This is a genomic window from Bradyrhizobium sp. RD5-C2 (assembly GCF_019972155.1).
Classification (GTDB): Bacteria; Pseudomonadota; Alphaproteobacteria; order Rhizobiales; family Xanthobacteraceae; genus Bradyrhizobium.
This window is the reverse complement of sequence record NZ_BOVL01000026.1, coordinates 184406-199164: the sequence shown is the minus strand read 5'-3', so window position 1 is coordinate 199164 and position 14759 is coordinate 184406. Positions and strand designations below refer to the sequence as shown.

Annotated in this window: 15 protein-coding genes; 9 read left to right on the top strand and 6 right to left on the bottom strand. The window is 65.0% G+C overall.

All coding sequences use genetic code 11. The features are described 5' to 3' along the window. Positions 1 to 164 precede the first annotated feature (164 nt). Together BraRD5C2_RS32670 and BraRD5C2_RS32665 are read left to right on the top strand one after the other, a co-directional pair. Positions 165 to 959 carry a L,D-transpeptidase gene (locus tag BraRD5C2_RS32670; RefSeq protein WP_223975472.1) on the top strand — a complete coding sequence of 265 codons (795 nt, stop codon included), beginning with the start codon at positions 165 to 167 and terminating at the stop codon, positions 957 to 959. A 258-nt stretch (positions 960 to 1217) separates the two neighbouring features. After that, entirely contained in the window at positions 1218 to 2063 is an 846-nt protein-coding gene (locus tag BraRD5C2_RS32665) for an alpha/beta fold hydrolase (protein ID WP_223975471.1), read from the top strand. A gap of 48 nt (positions 2064 to 2111) precedes the next feature. On the opposite strand, the gene BraRD5C2_RS32660 is transcribed toward BraRD5C2_RS32665, so the two are convergent. Next, the gene (locus BraRD5C2_RS32660) at positions 2112 to 2669 is read right to left on the bottom strand and encodes a DUF308 domain-containing protein (RefSeq protein ID WP_223975470.1); all 558 of its coding nucleotides are present in this window, start codon (positions 2667 to 2669) and stop codon (positions 2112 to 2114) included. Positions 2670 to 2807: 138 nt separating this feature from the next. Between BraRD5C2_RS32660 and BraRD5C2_RS32655 the strand changes: the two genes are divergently transcribed. Further along, entirely contained in the window at positions 2808 to 3395 is a 588-nt protein-coding gene (locus BraRD5C2_RS32655) for a TetR/AcrR family transcriptional regulator (RefSeq protein WP_223975469.1), read from the top strand. Between the two features lie 17 nt (positions 3396 to 3412). On the opposite strand, the gene BraRD5C2_RS32650 is transcribed toward BraRD5C2_RS32655, so the two are convergent. From BraRD5C2_RS32650 to BraRD5C2_RS32640, 3 genes are all read right to left on the bottom strand, one after another. Next, positions 3413 to 5677 (bottom strand): spermidine synthase, encoded by a 2265-nt coding sequence (locus BraRD5C2_RS32650; RefSeq protein ID WP_223975468.1) that lies wholly within the window; start codon positions 5675 to 5677, stop codon positions 3413 to 3415. A gap of 110 nt (positions 5678 to 5787) precedes the next feature. After that, positions 5788 to 6183: a DUF6915 family protein gene (locus tag BraRD5C2_RS32645; RefSeq protein WP_223975467.1), complete on the bottom strand. Its 396-nt coding sequence runs from the start codon at positions 6181 to 6183 to the stop codon at positions 5788 to 5790. 6 nt (positions 6184 to 6189) lie between these two features. Beyond that, positions 6190 to 6909, bottom strand: coding sequence for a hypothetical protein (locus BraRD5C2_RS32640; RefSeq protein ID WP_223975465.1), 720 nt, complete (start codon positions 6907 to 6909; stop codon positions 6190 to 6192). A gap of 181 nt (positions 6910 to 7090) precedes the next feature. Between BraRD5C2_RS32640 and BraRD5C2_RS32635 the strand changes: the two genes are divergently transcribed. Beyond that, positions 7091 to 8698 (top strand): phytoene desaturase family protein, encoded by a 1608-nt coding sequence (locus tag BraRD5C2_RS32635; protein WP_223975463.1) that lies wholly within the window; start codon positions 7091 to 7093, stop codon positions 8696 to 8698. 272 nt (positions 8699 to 8970) lie between these two features. Here BraRD5C2_RS32635 and BraRD5C2_RS32630 read toward each other — a convergent pair whose 3' ends face one another. Then, positions 8971 to 9135, bottom strand: coding sequence for a Flp family type IVb pilin (locus BraRD5C2_RS32630; protein ID WP_223975461.1), 165 nt, complete (start codon positions 9133 to 9135; stop codon positions 8971 to 8973). A 170-nt stretch (positions 9136 to 9305) separates the two neighbouring features. Here BraRD5C2_RS32630 and BraRD5C2_RS32625 point away from each other — a divergent pair, with 170 nt between their 5' ends. The 3 genes from BraRD5C2_RS32625 to BraRD5C2_RS32615 all read left to right on the top strand — a co-directional run bounded on the left by BraRD5C2_RS32625 (position 9306) and on the right by BraRD5C2_RS32615 (position 11047). After that, positions 9306 to 10193, top strand: a complete 888-nt coding sequence (locus tag BraRD5C2_RS32625) for a 50S ribosomal protein L11 methyltransferase (RefSeq protein ID WP_223975459.1) — start codon at positions 9306 to 9308, stop codon at positions 10191 to 10193. 1 nt (position 10194) lies between these two features. After that, the gene (locus BraRD5C2_RS32620; protein ID WP_223975457.1) at positions 10195 to 10695 is read left to right on the top strand and encodes a YkgJ family cysteine cluster protein; all 501 of its coding nucleotides are present in this window, start codon (positions 10195 to 10197) and stop codon (positions 10693 to 10695) included. An 85-nt stretch (positions 10696 to 10780) separates the two neighbouring features. After that, entirely contained in the window at positions 10781 to 11047 is a 267-nt protein-coding gene (locus BraRD5C2_RS32615) for a hypothetical protein (RefSeq protein ID WP_223975456.1), read from the top strand. Between the two features lie 7 nt (positions 11048 to 11054). Here the strand turns inward: BraRD5C2_RS32615 and BraRD5C2_RS32610 are convergent, their stop codons facing one another. Then, positions 11055 to 11240, bottom strand: coding sequence for a hypothetical protein (locus tag BraRD5C2_RS32610; protein ID WP_223975455.1), 186 nt, complete (start codon positions 11238 to 11240; stop codon positions 11055 to 11057). A gap of 187 nt (positions 11241 to 11427) precedes the next feature. On the opposite strand from BraRD5C2_RS32610, the gene BraRD5C2_RS32605 reads away from it, so the two are divergent. Both BraRD5C2_RS32605 and BraRD5C2_RS32600 read left to right on the top strand, forming a co-directional pair. Next, complete coding sequence (locus BraRD5C2_RS32605) at positions 11428 to 13257, top strand: aminopeptidase P family protein (protein WP_223975454.1); 1830 nt, start codon at positions 11428 to 11430, stop codon at positions 13255 to 13257. Positions 13258 to 13473: 216 nt separating this feature from the next. Continuing rightward, complete coding sequence (locus tag BraRD5C2_RS32600; RefSeq protein WP_223975453.1) at positions 13474 to 14751, top strand: multidrug effflux MFS transporter; 1278 nt, start codon at positions 13474 to 13476, stop codon at positions 14749 to 14751. Positions 14752 to 14759 lie beyond the last annotated feature (8 nt).

Sequence of the window (14759 nt, the reverse complement as noted above, 5' to 3'; positions counted from 1 at the left end):
TGTCAGTCCGCCGTGACAGGAGAGCCCGGCTTCGGCCTTGTTTGCGCCGCGCGCGGGATTAACGATGCACGAGGTCCGCGACTGGAACCAAATTCGGATTCCGTGCATATTGGTTGCGGGACGGAGAGCCGCTGCTGCGATCGGGCCTGGAGGCCAAAGGTAAAATGCGTTCGTTCCTCATTGCGTTCACTTCCGTGATGCTTTTCACGGCCGGCGCCGCGCAGGCCAAGGTCGATATCACCATCGACAAGGACAACCAGCAGATGACCGTCGCGGTCGACGGCGTCGCGCGCTATCACTGGCCGGTCTCGAGCGGCATACCCTCGCGCGAAACGCCGAACGGCACCTTCCGGGCCTTCCGCATGGAAGAGGACCACTACTCCAAGGAATTCGACGACGCGCCGATGCCGCACTCGATCTTCTTCACCAAGATCGGACACGCGATCCACGGCACCGACTCGGTCGGCCGCCTCGGCACGCCGGCCTCGCATGGCTGCGTACGGTTGTCGCGCGACAACGCATCGACGCTCTACGCCCTGGTCCAGAAGGAAGGCGTGCTCAACACCACGGTGACGCTGACCGGCTCGGCGCAGGTCGCGCTGGCGCGCAATCCGCGTGGGCGCAACGGCACCGCGGTCGCCCGCCGCGCGCCGCAGCAGGACGAGCAGTACGGCACCGCCGCCGCCGGCGACCCTGTCGTCCTGACGCCGCGGCCACGCGAATATCCGGCGCAGGCCCGCCCCGACGACGGCTACATCTATCCGGCCGACGGCAGCTCGACCGCGCAGCGCTACCCGGCGCCACCGTCAAGCCGTCGCGTCTACGACGCGCAGGCCTACGGCCAGCAGCAATACTACGGCAACCAGGGCTACGCGGCGGCGCCGCAAGGCACCTATCAGCCGCGGTCCTACTACCAGCAGCAGCAGCGCGGCTTCTACGGCAACAACTATCAGGACTGACGCAATCTCCTGATCCGCTGACGGCGCCGCAGGCAGCGCGCCGTCAGTTCACGCTCCCCTCACCCGCTTGTGACCGTCGCAAATGGCCCGCGATGTCGTCCGCCGTGGCCCGTTGTCGCGCTGTCATCTGATTGTAAAATTAGCTCGATATTCGGCGGCAAGAGCGCCCGCCTTGGCCCCTGGAGGCCGATTCACGCGGAATGCCCCGTGAAGCCAGGGCGAGAAGCGCGGGTCGCGTAGGCAATATCAGAGGTCGACATGAAACGGGGCATCATTGTCCTTTGCCTGTGCATCGTGGCGATGGCCGGTTATTTCACGACGGACAGATGGGCCATCCGTCACACCACGCTGACGTTCCACGACGTTCTGCGCGACGACCGCAACGTCACGGTCGAGGTCGCGGTCCGGCGCGACCGGCAAATGCAGGCGATGGCCGAGATGATCGAGCTGCCGGTCGCAATCCTGAGCCACGGCAACACCGTTAGGAACACCGAGTACTCGTTCCTCACCAACGTGTTCGCGTCACGCGGCTATCTCGTGGTCAGCATCCAGCATGATCTCGACAGCGATACGCCGATGGTGACCAAGGTCGGCGAGGAATATGTCGGCCGACGCATGCAATATAATCGCGGCGTCTTCAACATCATGTACGCGATCGACGAGCTGAAGAAGCTCTATCCGAACGCAAACTATCGCGCGCTGACGCTGATCGGTCACTCCAACGGCGGCGACATCTCGATGTACTTCGCCAAGCAGCATCCCGACCTGGTCAAGAAGGTCGTGACGCTGGACAATCTGCGCGTCCCGTTCATCACCGACAGCAAGATCAAGATCCTGTCGTTCCGCTCCAGGGACCCGGTGTTCAAGGCCGACCCGGGCGTCGTGCCTGACGACGAGACCTGCGCCAGACTCGGCATCAAGGTGGTCAGAACCGAATTCCACCACAACGACCTCAGCGACCGCGGCCCGGACAGCGCGAAATCGTCGATCCAGGCCGGCGTGGAGCAATTCCTCGACGAGGACGCTGGCGAGACCACGCCGACGATGCCGCTGCTCGCCGCTTCGACACCCGCCTCCGCGACGACAGCGGCGGAGAAGAAATAGCTACCGCGGTGACGTCGACTGGCGCTCTCTGATGCTGCCAGGAGGCGCCTACGCACGGGCGCTGCGATGGGCCCTGGCAACGAGCCAGATCGCCGAAAGCAGGAAATAGAACGCGCCGAATCCCGCATAGGGCGCGACGTCCAGAATCGTCGGCGCGACGGTGCCAATCGATCGGCTGATCATGTAGCCGCCGGCCAGTGCCGACTGTGCACCACTGAGGATCATCGCCCATTGCGCGCCAACCTGACGCCAGCGCCTGACGCCGGTGGACAATTGCAGCACTCCGGCGAGGATCGCCCAAACCCCAAACACCGCCAGAACGGCATGGGTGTCACGGCTGACCGCCACGATCACGGCGAGCGCCGTGATGGTGCTGACCACGACATTCAATGCCTGGGACGGGTTGGCCTTCAGCCCACCGTTGACCCGCGCGTCGGCCAGATTGGCGATCGCGTCCCATGCCGGGTAGATCACCAGCAGGAACGCGGCGGGGCCCGCTTGCCTGCTGAAAAGTACGGCGGCGGCAACCCAGGCGCTCGAGAAGATCGCACGCCCGAAATAGTAGGATTGCAGCCAGCTGGATTGGGCCGAAAGTCGGCTTTGCATTGAGTAACTCCTCTGTTTATCTACCTACTAGTAGGTAGATAAATATCGCGGGTCAATCGGGCGCCGGGACACCTTCTTGTGTCGAACAGGTGCGCGGCCCCGCCTTGACAAGCTACCTACCGGAAGGTAGGCGCCGCTATGAACTCAGTGATTTCGACCTCGGACCGGATTCTCGATGTCGCGCAGTCCCTCATCGTGGCGGGCGGCTATAACGGGTTCAGCTATGCCGACATCTCGGATGCGATCGGCATCAGGAAGGCCAGCATCCACCACCACTTCCCGACCAAGGCCGAACTGGTTTCGGCGCTGGTCGATCGCTACCGGCAGGAGACGGAGCTGGGCCTGAGGTCGCTTCGGGAGCAGTCCGCCGACCCTGCCGACCAACTGCAGTCCTATGTGAACTTCTGGCAGGGGTGCATTCAAGACGCCTCGCTGCCGTTCTGCGTCTGCGCGATGCTTGCCGGCGAGATGCCGATGTTGCCGGACGAGGTCGCCGCGCGCGTCCGGGGCCATTTCGATCATCTCGCGGGATGGCTTACGTCGGTGCTGAAGACTGGCGCAGATCAGCACCTGTTCCGGCTGGGCAGGCGGCCGAACGAGGAGGCCCAGATGCTGATGGCATCGGTCCATGGCGCCATGCTCTCTGCGCGCGCTTTCGACGATCCCGGACTGTTTGCCGCAATCGTCAAGCCCCAGGTCGCAAGGCTGCTAATGGCGGACCGCTAGAGCAAGATCGCTCGCCCCTATTGCTCGCCGTCGCGCAGGCGCCGGTACACCGCGCCAAGCACGTTCGAATAGTCGTCGGTCCAGACCCGCTGCTTCTCGTTGGCATCGGTCTCGGTCCAGACGTCCGATGATGCGAGCTTGCCGACATCGGCGTCCTCGCGCGCGGAGACCACGACCGAGGTCGAGAAGATATACTCGTTGTCGCGCCCGGAATCCTCGCTGTAGACCCAGCTCCTCATGTCGTTGGCGTCCGCAATGCCGACCACGACGCTGGCAAGTTCGAGATGCCGGTTGGAGACGTGCATCACAACCGCGCCCTGCGGCGCCAGCTTCTCCTTGTAGATCGCCATCGCCTCTTCGGTCGCGAGATGGATCGGGATCGCGTCCGACGAATAGGCGTCGACGATGATGAGATCGTAGACGCCGTCCGGCTCCTTGGCGAAGGTCAGCCGCGCGTCGCCGATCACAGGCTTCAGGTTCGGCTCGCAGTTCTGGATGTAGGTGAAGTATTTCGGGTCGCGCGCGGTATCGACCATCGACTGGTCGATCTCGAAGAAGCGCCAGTCCTCGCCGGGGAGCGATGAACAAGTCAGCGTCCCCGAGCCGAGCCCGATGACGGCCACCTTCAGCGGCGCGCCCTTGCGCTCGCGGATTGCGGTGATGGCCTGCCCGATGCCGCCGTCCTTGTGGTAGTAGCTGATCGGCTCCGGCTTACCGGTGACCGGCGTGCCGTCGTCGTTCTTGAACTTCTCGGCGCCATGGATCGTGGTGCCGTGCATCAGCACGTGATATTGGCCGTTCGGCGTCACCACGATCTTGTGCACGCCGAAGAAGCTGCGCACGGTTTCGACGCGGCCGTCGTCGGAGGGATAGGCGCGCAGCACCACCAGCGCGACGGCGACGGTGGCGAAGATCTTCCAGCGATCGGCATTCAGTGCGAGCGCGAGCAGCGCCGAGAGCACGCCGACGGCGCCGATCACCCACACCCGGTGGTCGTCGAACCAGTTGAAGATGTCGCCGGCAGAATAGCTCGGCGCGATCAGCGCCACCGCCAGCACCGCAAGGAACGGCCAGTACCAGGCGCTCCAGCGCGGCAGCCGCTCCGCGCCGCCGGGCGGACGGCACAGCGCCGCGAGCGCCAACAGGATCGGATATTCGGCGATCCACGAGAAGGTGAACGGCGCGATCAGCCCCGCGAACAGGCCACCGACCATGCCGCCGAACGACAGCGCGACATAGAAGCCGGTGAGGTATTTCGCCGCGGGACGGGTGCGCGCGAGCTCGCCATGGCAGGCCATCGCGATGATGAAGAAGCAGAGCTGATGGCCACCGAGCGTGAGCAGCAGGTTCTGCTCGCCGCCGACCGCGAGCAGGATCACGACGCCGGCGATCGCCAGCGGCTGCGCCAGCAGCATCCATTTGTGCGGCAGCAGCGGCCGCGACTGGAACACCAGCACCCAGGTCAACAGATACAGCGACAGCGGCAGCACCCAGAGCAAGGGAGCGGCCGCGACGTCGGTCGAGATATGCGCCGTCACCGCGATCAAGAGGCCGGACGGCACGGCAGCCAGGAAGATCCAGCGCGCCCGCCGCGACCAGGACGGCGCCGGCGCATCGGCATCATCGACTTGCATATTGCGTGCGGCGGCATAGGCCGGCGCACGCAACAGCAGCACGCCGCAGCCTGCGATCAGAACGATCAGCAGACCGTAGCCGCCGGTCCAGATCAGGTTCTGGGTGCGCAATGTGAACATCGGCTCGAGCAGCACCGGATAGGACAGCAGCGCCAGGAAGCTGCCGATGTTCGACGACGCATAGAGAAAATACGGGTCGGGCCCGTTGGGGTGACCGGTGCGGACGAACCAGGCCTGCAGCAGCGGATTGTTGGCAGCGAGCGCGAAGAACGGCAGGCCGATCGAGACCGCGAACAGGCCGAGCAGCCAGACCGCATAGCCCGAGGTCGGCGGCTCGCCCCAGCCGCTCTTGATCGAGAGCGGCAAAGTCAGCAGCGCGACGACGAGCAGCACGAGATGCACCACGATCGGCACAATGCGGCTGTTCAGCTTCATCAGGAGATGCGCGTAGGCGTAACCGCCGAGCAGCAGCGACTGGAAGAACACCATCGCCACCGACCACACTGCCGGCGAGCCGCCGAGCCGCGGCAGCACCATCTTGGTGAACAGCGGCTGCACCGAGAACAGCAACAACGCGCTGACGAAGATCGCGGCGGTGTAGACAACCAGCACCAGCCGGTTTCGCGAAGCGGACGGCTCAGACGACATGAATACTCCCGGTCACGATCCGGCAGATCAACACCGGGTACATACATTGCATTGAATCATAGCGCCACGCAGCGGGCAACACGGCCACCGATGCCAATCGCTTGAGCGGTTCAGCCTCTCACGACATCATCGGCCGAACTTGCCGCGCCGGTGAGCGATGCGGTTTCGTCCATCTGCGGCCGGAACGGCGTCCGTCCCATCCACGGCTGCATTTCCAGATGTTGCAGCCAATCCTTGACCGAAGGGATCCAGCCGAGATCGTCCTTGACGTGCTGCTCGCCGACCGTCCGCATCGGCACCTGCTTGCCGGCGCTGTTGGTCAGCGTCGCACCGAAGATCTTCTCGCAGAGGAAGATGCCTTCGCTGTGATGACGCAGCGCGCGGTGCCGCACGTCGGCGAGATGCGCCTTGCTCTCGTCGAACCAGTCGTGGATCGGCAGGTAATCCTCGGCAACACCGCCGAACAGGCGCGCGGAACGCACGGCATGATGATAGGGATGCGCCATCGCAGGCTACCTCGTGATCTCGACGTTGCTTGTGACCGCATCGGCCTTGGGATCGTCGATTACGGTGCAACTGTCGAGATCGACTGTGAAGGCGCCGTACATTACGTACTCGCCGGTGCCGAAGCCGCGGCCAAGCAGCAAGGTCGCCCATTCCGTGCACAACCAATCGCGGACGAAGGAAGCAACCTGGTCGCGTTCACTGGCGCCATCGACCCGCTTCATCACGCCGTGGTCCACCAGTCGATCGAGAAATTTCTGCTCGGTGAGCCGCTGCGCCAGCGCATCGGCGTCGATGCGCGTGCCTTCGCGGAGCGCGGCGCTGTCGAGCCAGGCGAATCCTTCGTCGTTGCCGCCGTCATAGCGGCAATACAGCCGTTGCACGCCGAGTTCGCGGAGCGCCGGCACAGCGACCGCGATCAGACGCTGGGGGGTAAAGACCTCCCGGGCAGCCCGCGCCGTCGCGGCGGCCCTGACCGCCGGCGTGATCTGCGCGGTCGGATACCGTCGGCCCCGCAGGCGATCCCAAAGGCTCGGCGGCTTCATGACCGGCGTGATCAGCGCCGGCGCGGGCGGCTCGGGTGGAACGTCCAGCGAGAAATGCACCGGCTCGCGTTCCCCGCCGAAATCCGGCGCCGGCAGATAGACGAACTGGTCGGCACGCGGCGGCGGCAGATCGGAATCGTCGTCGGGCCACTCGATTTGAGTTTGATCAAAAACAAACGGCATTTGCACTCCACGGCTTGGCAACACGGAACGAACGAGGCGCCTTGCCTGCCCCGCCGGCGGCTCACGGCCCGCACCATCGCGGTCGAATTATCGTATCCGGATCGGTACGGTTTTGTGACCCGCCGGATGCGAGCCATCGCGGATGGTGGCCGGATGAGATCATCCGGCCTATAGAAGCACCATGTCCAATCATGAAGTCGACGTCGTCATCATCGGTGCGGGGCACAACGGCCTCACCTGCGCGGCCTATCTCGCGATGGCCGGGCTCAAGGTCAGGATCGTCGAGCGCCGCAAGGTGGTCGGCGGCGCCGCCGTTACCGAAGAATTTTGTCCGGGCTTCCGCAATTCGGTCGCCGCCTACACGGTGAGCCTGCTCAATCCGCAGATCATCTCCGACCTCAAACTTGCCGATCACGGCTTGCGGATCGTCGAGCGCCGCGCGCAGAACTTCCTGCCCGCACCCGATGGCAGCTATCTGCTGACCGGCGAAGGCCGCACACAACAGTCGGTGGCGAAACTCAGCCAGCGGGACGCGGCGACAATCGGCGTGTTCTCGGCGGAACTCGAAGCCATCGCCGATGTGCTGCGCCAATTCGTGCTGCGCGCGCCGCCGAACGTCGTCGAAGGCTTTGGCCTCGGCGCCATGAGTGAAGCCTTCAACGCGCTTGGCTCCGCCAACATCCTCAGGCGGCTGTCGCTCGAGCAGCAGCGCAATCTGCTCGACCTGTTCACACGTTCGGCCGGCGAGATGCTCGACGAGCGCTTCGAGAACGACCTCGTCAAGGCGCTGTTCGGCTTCGACGCCATCGTCGGCAACTATGCCAGCCCCTACGCGGCCGGCTCGGCCTATGTGATGCTGCACCATGCGTTCGGCGAGGTGAACGGCAAGAAGGGCGTCTGGGGCCACGCGATCGGCGGCATGGGCGCGATCACCCAGGCGATGGCGCGCGCCGCGCGCATCCATGGCGTCGAGATCGAAACCGATGCTGGTGTCCGCGAGGTGATCGTCGAGAAGGATCGCGCCACCGGCGTCATCCTCGACAATGGCGAGACGGTGCGCGCCAGATATGTCGTCTCCAACGTCAACCCGAAGCTGCTCTACACGCGCCTGGTGCCGGAGGGCGCGCTGGCAAGCGAATTCCGCGCGCGCATCGCGCGATGGCAGAACGGCTCCGGGACGTTCAGGATGAACGTGGCGCTTGATACCCTGCCCTCGTTCACCGCGCTGCCCGGCCCGGGCGATCACCTCACCGCTGGCATCATCATCGCGCCTGGTCTCGGCTACATGGATCGCGCCTGGCGCGATGCGCGTGAGTCCGGCTGGAGCCGCGCGCCGGTCGTCGAGGTGCTGATCCCCTCGACGCTCGACGACAGTTTGAGCCCGCCGGGCCAGCACGTCGCGAGCCTGTTCTGCCAGCACGTCGCGCCGCAATTGCCCGACGGCAAATCATGGGACGATCATCGCGATGAGGTCGCCGATCTCATGATCGCAACCGTCGATAATTACGCCCCCGGCTTCGCGGGCAGCGTGCTCGGCCGCCAGATTCTGTCGCCGCTCGACCTCGAGCGGCAGTTCGGCCTGCTCGGCGGCGACATCTTTCACGGCGCGCTGACCTTGAACCAGTTGTTCTCGGCGCGTCCGATGCTCGGCCATGCCGATTACCGCGGTCCGCTGCGCGGTCTCTACCATTGCGGTTCCGGGGCCCATCCGGGCGGCGGGGTCACCGGCGCCCCTGGGCATAACGCTGCGCGGGCCGTGCTCGCCGACCATCGCGCGCTGTTCACATAGGGCGGAGGACGCACCGGGCGCGCCGATGGCGTGGCAAGCTGTGGACATGTCTGTTGAGAAGCTGTGGGTCGACCGGGGTCAGACCTGGTGTCCCCTAGCGGGACAATCGGTGAGTATCCCGGTGGACTGCCTGTGGAACAGAGGCCGACAACCCCGGGACGACTGGCTGTATATCTTGTGGACAGGCTACGCGTGGCGCTGTGGACAACCTGTCAAAAAGAAAACACCGGGCCTCGTTGCCCGGTGCTTGCTCGAGAACGCCGTCTGCGAAATTACTTGAGCGAACTGGCGACCGTGTTGAACGTCCCGCTCAAGTTGGTGCCGACGCCATTCACCGCAGCGATGATGGCGATGGCGATACCGGTCGCGATCAGTCCGTATTCGATGGCGGTCGCGCCGGCTTCATTCTTCAAGAATCTAACGAAAAGAGTCTTCATTGCAGCCCTGCCCTGGGTTGTGATGCCTTGGAACCGGGGAGTTCCCTGTTCCGGAACCGGTACTACTACGGTGAAATCTAAAGTTGCCTGAATCGGGAACCTATCGATTCTCGCGAAATTCGATTGAATACGGGTTGAAATTTTAACAAAAACCGCGCTACCGGCCTCCGATGACCCCGTCCACACACCGCGCCAGCGTCACCCTTCCGGACGAATCGACCGCAAAACGCGTGGTCGACGCGCTGTCCGAGCTGTATTTCGAGGATCAGGCGGCTTTTGCGGCCTTCGAGCGGCCGGACGGCCGCTGGGACGTCACCGTCCATTTTGCCGACGCGCCGGACCAGACCTTGCTGCGCGAGCTGGTCGGCCAGGCGATTGTGCGGCAGGATGTCGCATCGACTTTGGTATTTGACATCATCGAGGCGAAGGATTGGGTCAAGGCCAGCCTGGAGGACCTGATTCCGGTAGCAGCCGGCCGGTTTATCGTCCACGGCCAACATGACCGGCACAGGATACCTCCGAACAAGCTCGGGATCGAGATCGAAGCGGCGCTCGCCTTCGGCACCGGCCATCACGGCACCACGCGCGGTTGCCTGCTGCTGCTCGACCACGTGCTGAAGGCCTATCAGCCCCGCCGGGTGCTCGATCTCGGCACCGGGACCGGCGTGTTGGGGATTGCCGCCGCCAAGGCACAGCATCGCAAGGTGCTGGCGAGCGACATCGACCCACCGTCGGTCAAGGTCGCCGAGGAAAACGCCCGGCTGAACGGGGCGGGACATCTGGTGGATGTGATCCGCGCCACTGGCTTCGCCGCGCCGCGGTTTGCCGAGGACGGGCCGTTCGATCTGGTGCTCGCCAACATCCTGGCCAATCCGCTGCGCCAGCTGGCGGGGCCGATGGCCCGGCACCTCGCATCGTCGGCGCAGGTCATCCTCTCGGGCTTGCTGACGCACCAGGCGCCGGCGGTCATTGCCGCCTATCGCGCCCGCGGCCTGGTGCCACTGCGGCACCTGAAGATCGAGGGCTGGAGCAGCCTGCTGCTGCGCTCGGTCAGGTGACATGACCGCCGCCGGCAGACAGTGCGACTGCACGCTCTGCTGCAAGGTGATGGCGATCGAGGCGCTGGCGAAGCCCGCCGACAAATGGTGCCCGCACTGCAGGCCGGGGCGCGGCTGCCGGATCTATCCAAGCCGGCCGGCGGAGTGCCGCACGTTCAGCTGCGTCTGGCTGGTCAACGAGCTTTTGGAGGAGCACTGGAAGCCCTCCCGATCGAAGCTCGTCCTGACCACTTCCAACGACGGCCTCGAGGTCAGATGCGATCCGGGCTTCCCGGATGCCTGGCGCAGGCAGCCGTTTCGCAATGAGCTCAGGGAATGGGCGAGATCCGGCGAGGCGCTCGACATGACCGTCGTCGTGATCGTCGGTCAGCGCATCACGCTGCTGACGGCGGAGCGCGAATTCGATCTGGGTATCGTCGGCCCCGATGAGCGGATTGTGCGTGAACTCGAGGGCACCAGAGTCGTCAACGTAACCGTGGCGAAGGCGTCCGACCTGGAATAGTCGCCAAAGGGGCAAGGACTAAAGCCTTGCAACGGCAGGTATCATCAAGCGTTGGTCCGGAATCTTGGCAAGGGAGACCATGTGCATGAAACGTACGGTTCGCGCTTTGACAATTGCGGCGATCCTCACCGTCGTGTCTCCGGCGGTCGCCAATGAAGGGGCCGGCTTCCGCCCCGTCAGCGGCCGCAGCCATGCTGGCGAGTCCTATCGCGATTATGCGATCGGGAGGCATGACAACCGGCTGCGGCTGCGCAGCGGCGGTCGCGAGCGTGGCTGGCCGAGCGGATCGTATCCTCTGGAGTACGAAGACCGGGACCGAGGCGTGTACCTCGGCCAGCGTCACGACGATTGAAGGAGTGCTAGGCGGATGGCTCAGAATCGCGGCCGGGCGTCTCGACGTTGTCCTGACCGGCTGCGCGCCTGGCCCGCGCCGCGACCAAACGGTCTAGCATCTGCACGATGACGCCACGCTGCTTCTGTTCGATCGGAGGGATCGGGCCGCGGGGGACCGGCGGCGAGATCTTCTCAAACGTGAATGCAGGCATCGTGCTTCTCCTCACCGTTGAGTTGAGACACTCCTGGACACCCCCTGTACGCTTGACCGGCGATGGTGGACATCGTCCAGTCACTTCAACTATGCCATGATTCAAGCATAAGTAATGCCAAAAATGTGGTCATGCCTCAGCGCGTTTACGCGAAGGTCATGCGGCATCCGAAGAGAGTGCAAAGGCGATGTTCGAAGCCCATTTCCAGACGTTCGAAGAGCCCGAAGGCGGCGTGGCGCTGACTGCGCGCTTGAGCGCGCTGCGCGAGGAATTGGCGCGGCGCAAGCTGACCGGGTTTGTGGTTCCGCGCGCCGATGAGCAGCAGAATGAGTATGTTGCGGCGTCCGAGGAGCGGCTTGCCTGGCTGACCGGCTTCACCGGATCGGCCGGACTCGCGATCGTGCTGGCCAAGGAAGCCGCCCTGTTCGTCGACGGACGCTACACGCTGCAGGCCGGCAAGCAGATCGACCGCAAGGCCTGGCAGGTCGAGCCGCTGGTCGAGCCGCCGCCGGAGCATTGGCTGACCCGGCATCTGGCAGCCGGCGACCGCCTAGGATTTGACCCCTGGCTGCACACTTCTGCGGCAGCCGAACGGCTGGCGGCGGCCTGCGCCAAGGCCGGCGCCGAGCTGGTCGCCGTCGACGGCAACCCGATCGATACGATCTGGCACGAACGGCCGGCGCCGCCGCTCGGCCCGGTCGCGATCCACGGCGCGCAGTTTTCCGGCGAGATCGAGGCCGAGAAGCTGAAGCGCATCCGGCTCGAGATCAACAAGCTCGGCGTCGATGCGCTGGTGCTCTCCGACAGCCACGCGGTGGCGTGGACCTTCAACATCCGCGGCGCCGACGTCTCGCATACGCCGCTGCCGCTGTCCTACGCGCTGGTGCCGAAGGAAGGCCGGCCGCTGGTGTTCATCGATCACCGCAAGCTGTCCAACGCGACCCGCGACCATCTCGAGCAATCCGCCGATGTCGAGGAGCCGGAGGCGCTGACACCGAAGCTCACCGAGCTCGCCAAACGCGGCGCCTCGATCGCACTCGACAGCGCGACCGCGGCCAACGCGTTGAGCCGCCTGATCTCCGGCGCCGGCGGCAAGCCGGTGCGCGGCAACGATCCGGTCAGCCTGCTGAAGGCGGTCAAGAACCTCACCGAGATCGACGGCACGCGCACCGCGCATCAGCGCGACGCGGTGGCGCTCGTGCGCTTCCTCGCCTGGATCGACCGCGAGGCACCGTCAGGCCACCTCACCGAGATCGACACTGTCGAGGCGCTGGAAACCTTCCGCCGCCAGACCGGCGCGCTGAAGGACGTCTCGTTCCCGACCATCGCCGGCACCGGGCCGAACGGCGCCATCGTGCATTATCGCGTGACACGCAAGAGCAACCGCCGCATCGCGCCCGGCGATCTGCTGCTGATCGATTCCGGCGCGCAATATGAGGACGGCACCACCGACGTCACTCGCACCATCGCGATCGGCCAGCCGACCGACGAGATGCGCGACCGCTTCACCCGCGTGCTGCGCGGCCATATCGCGATTGCCCGCGCGGTCTTCCCCGACGGCACCACCGGCGCACAGCTCGACAGCTTCGCGCGGCAACATCTCTGGCAGGCCGGCATCGATTTTGAGCACGGCACCGGCCACGGCGTCGGCAGCTATCTCAGCGTCCATGAAGGGCCGGCGCGGATCTCGAAGCTCGGCACCACACCGCTGAAGCGCGGCATGATCCTGTCCAACGAGCCCGGCTACTACAAGACCGACGCCTATGGCATCCGGATCGAGAACCTCGAGCTGGTGATCGGCACCGACATCGCCGGCGCCGAGAAGCCGGTCAACGCATTCGAGACGCTCACCCTGGCGCCGATCGATCGCCGCCTGATCGAGGTCAGCATGCTGAGCGAAGCCGAATTGAGCTGGCTCAACGACTACCACGCCCGCGTCGCCCGCGTGGTGCGCCCGCATCTCGACGACAACGCCACCAAGCTGTGGCTGGATGAGGCAACGGCGGCGCTGACGTAGCGTCGAGTTTAGCGCTCAACGCTCCTCATACTCGGTGTCATCCCCCGCTTTCGCGGAGGACGACAGTGGAATTTGTGGCTCACGACAGCGGCGCTTGTTGCGCGAGACGAAACTCCACCGGTTCGCCACCCGAAATGCATGGCCGTATGCCGAAACTCCCGTATTCCGCGCGAACCGGCACGCTACAGTCGTTCCACAATGCTGGATCGGATCTGAATGCACGGCGTGATGGGCAAGCCGCCCGGCGCGGCCACAAATAACATCGCGACATCGAAGGTCATGCTGCTGATGCTCGTCGTGATGACGGGCGTCGCGCCGATCTCGCTCTACATGCTGGTTCCGGCGCTGCCGGTGCTGGCGACGACGTTCGGCCGCGACATTTCAATCGCGCAGATGACCGTGTCGCTCTACATGGTCGGCATCGCGCTCTCGCAGCTGATCATGGGACCGCTGTCCGACAAGTTCGGCCGCCGTCCGGTGCTGCTCTCCGGCCTCGGCCTGATGGTGGTGGCCGGCATCGCCTCGGTGTTCGCCGAGACCCTGCCGCAGCTGATCGCGGCGCGCTTCTTCCAGGCGCTTGGCGGCGCCAGCGGCATGGTGATCAGCCGCGCCATCATCCGCGATCTCTATCCGCGCGAGCGGGTCGGCGCGATGATCAGCCTCGTCGTCGCCGCGCTGATGATCGCGCAGATGGTGAGCCCGCTGACCGGCGGTCTGCTGGAGACCACATTCGGCTGGCGCGCGATCCTCTATCTCATCACCGCGGCGTCGCTGATCACCACGATCTTCATCGCGCTCGCATTGCCTGAAACCCGCCGCGACCGCGCCGACAGCTCGAGCTTCCGCGGCGACCTCGGCAAGCTGATGCGAAGCCGCGCCTTCGTCGGTTATCTGCTGTGCCAAGTGCTGGCCTCGCAGATCATCTTCGCCTTCGCCGGTGGAGGCCCCTACATCGTCGTCACCCAGATGGGCCGCAGCAGCGCCGAATACGGCGCGTGGTTCGCGATGACCGGGTTCGGCTATTTCATCGGCAATCTGCTCTGCGTCCGCTTCGCGCCGCGCCACTCGCTGGAGAAGCTGATCTGGTTCGGCCTCGCGCTGCAGGTCGGCGGCAGTCTGTTGAACCTGATCTGGAGTTTCGCTGGGCTGAACCAGGCGCCGCTGTGGCTGTTCGGCACCCAGATGATCGTGATGATCGCCAATGCCTTCGTGATGGCCAATTCCGCTGCCGGCGCCATCAGCATCCGCCCCGAGGCCGCCGGCACTGCCTCCGGCGCCATGGGCTTCCTGCAGCAGGGCATCGGTTCGCTGATCTCGCAGTTCGGCGCCTATCTCGGCGGCCACTCGACCACGACGCTGCCGCTGACATCGGCGGTCTTCGCGATCTCGCTCGCCTGCGCCTGCACCATGATCTTCGTGGTGCCGCGGCGGAACCTGGTGGTGAGCGAAGAGCTGATCGCGCAGGCCGAGGAGGATGAGCAGGGAATGATGTGAGGCTGCGC

Bases quoted from the DNA above. Each gene is read 5' to 3' on its own strand.
- BraRD5C2_RS32670 (WP_223975472.1), top strand. From the start codon at position 165: ATGCGTTCGTTCCTCATTGCGTTCACTTCCGTGATGCTTTTCACGGCC.
- BraRD5C2_RS32665 (WP_223975471.1), top strand. From the start codon at position 1,218: ATGAAACGGGGCATCATTGTCCTTTGCCTGTGCATCGTGGCGATGGCC.
- BraRD5C2_RS32660 (WP_223975470.1), bottom strand. From the start codon at position 2,669: ATGCAAAGCCGACTTTCGGCCCAATCCAGCTGGCTGCAATCCTACTAT.
- BraRD5C2_RS32655 (WP_223975469.1), top strand. From the start codon at position 2,808: ATGAACTCAGTGATTTCGACCTCGGACCGGATTCTCGATGTCGCGCAG.
- BraRD5C2_RS32650 (WP_223975468.1), bottom strand. From the start codon at position 5,677: ATGTCGTCTGAGCCGTCCGCTTCGCGAAACCGGCTGGTGCTGGTTGTC.
- BraRD5C2_RS32645 (WP_223975467.1), bottom strand. From the start codon at position 6,183: ATGGCGCATCCCTATCATCATGCCGTGCGTTCCGCGCGCCTGTTCGGC.
- BraRD5C2_RS32640 (WP_223975465.1), bottom strand. From the start codon at position 6,909: ATGCCGTTTGTTTTTGATCAAACTCAAATCGAGTGGCCCGACGACGAT.
- BraRD5C2_RS32635 (WP_223975463.1), top strand. From the start codon at position 7,091: ATGTCCAATCATGAAGTCGACGTCGTCATCATCGGTGCGGGGCACAAC.
- BraRD5C2_RS32630 (WP_223975461.1), bottom strand. From the start codon at position 9,135: ATGAAGACTCTTTTCGTTAGATTCTTGAAGAATGAAGCCGGCGCGACC.
- BraRD5C2_RS32625 (WP_223975459.1), top strand. From the start codon at position 9,306: ATGACCCCGTCCACACACCGCGCCAGCGTCACCCTTCCGGACGAATCG.
- BraRD5C2_RS32620 (WP_223975457.1), top strand. From the start codon at position 10,195: ATGACCGCCGCCGGCAGACAGTGCGACTGCACGCTCTGCTGCAAGGTG.
- BraRD5C2_RS32615 (WP_223975456.1), top strand. From the start codon at position 10,781: ATGAAACGTACGGTTCGCGCTTTGACAATTGCGGCGATCCTCACCGTC.
- BraRD5C2_RS32610 (WP_223975455.1), bottom strand. From the start codon at position 11,240: ATGCCTGCATTCACGTTTGAGAAGATCTCGCCGCCGGTCCCCCGCGGC.
- BraRD5C2_RS32605 (WP_223975454.1), top strand. From the start codon at position 11,428: ATGTTCGAAGCCCATTTCCAGACGTTCGAAGAGCCCGAAGGCGGCGTG.
- BraRD5C2_RS32600 (WP_223975453.1), top strand. From the start codon at position 13,474: ATGCACGGCGTGATGGGCAAGCCGCCCGGCGCGGCCACAAATAACATC.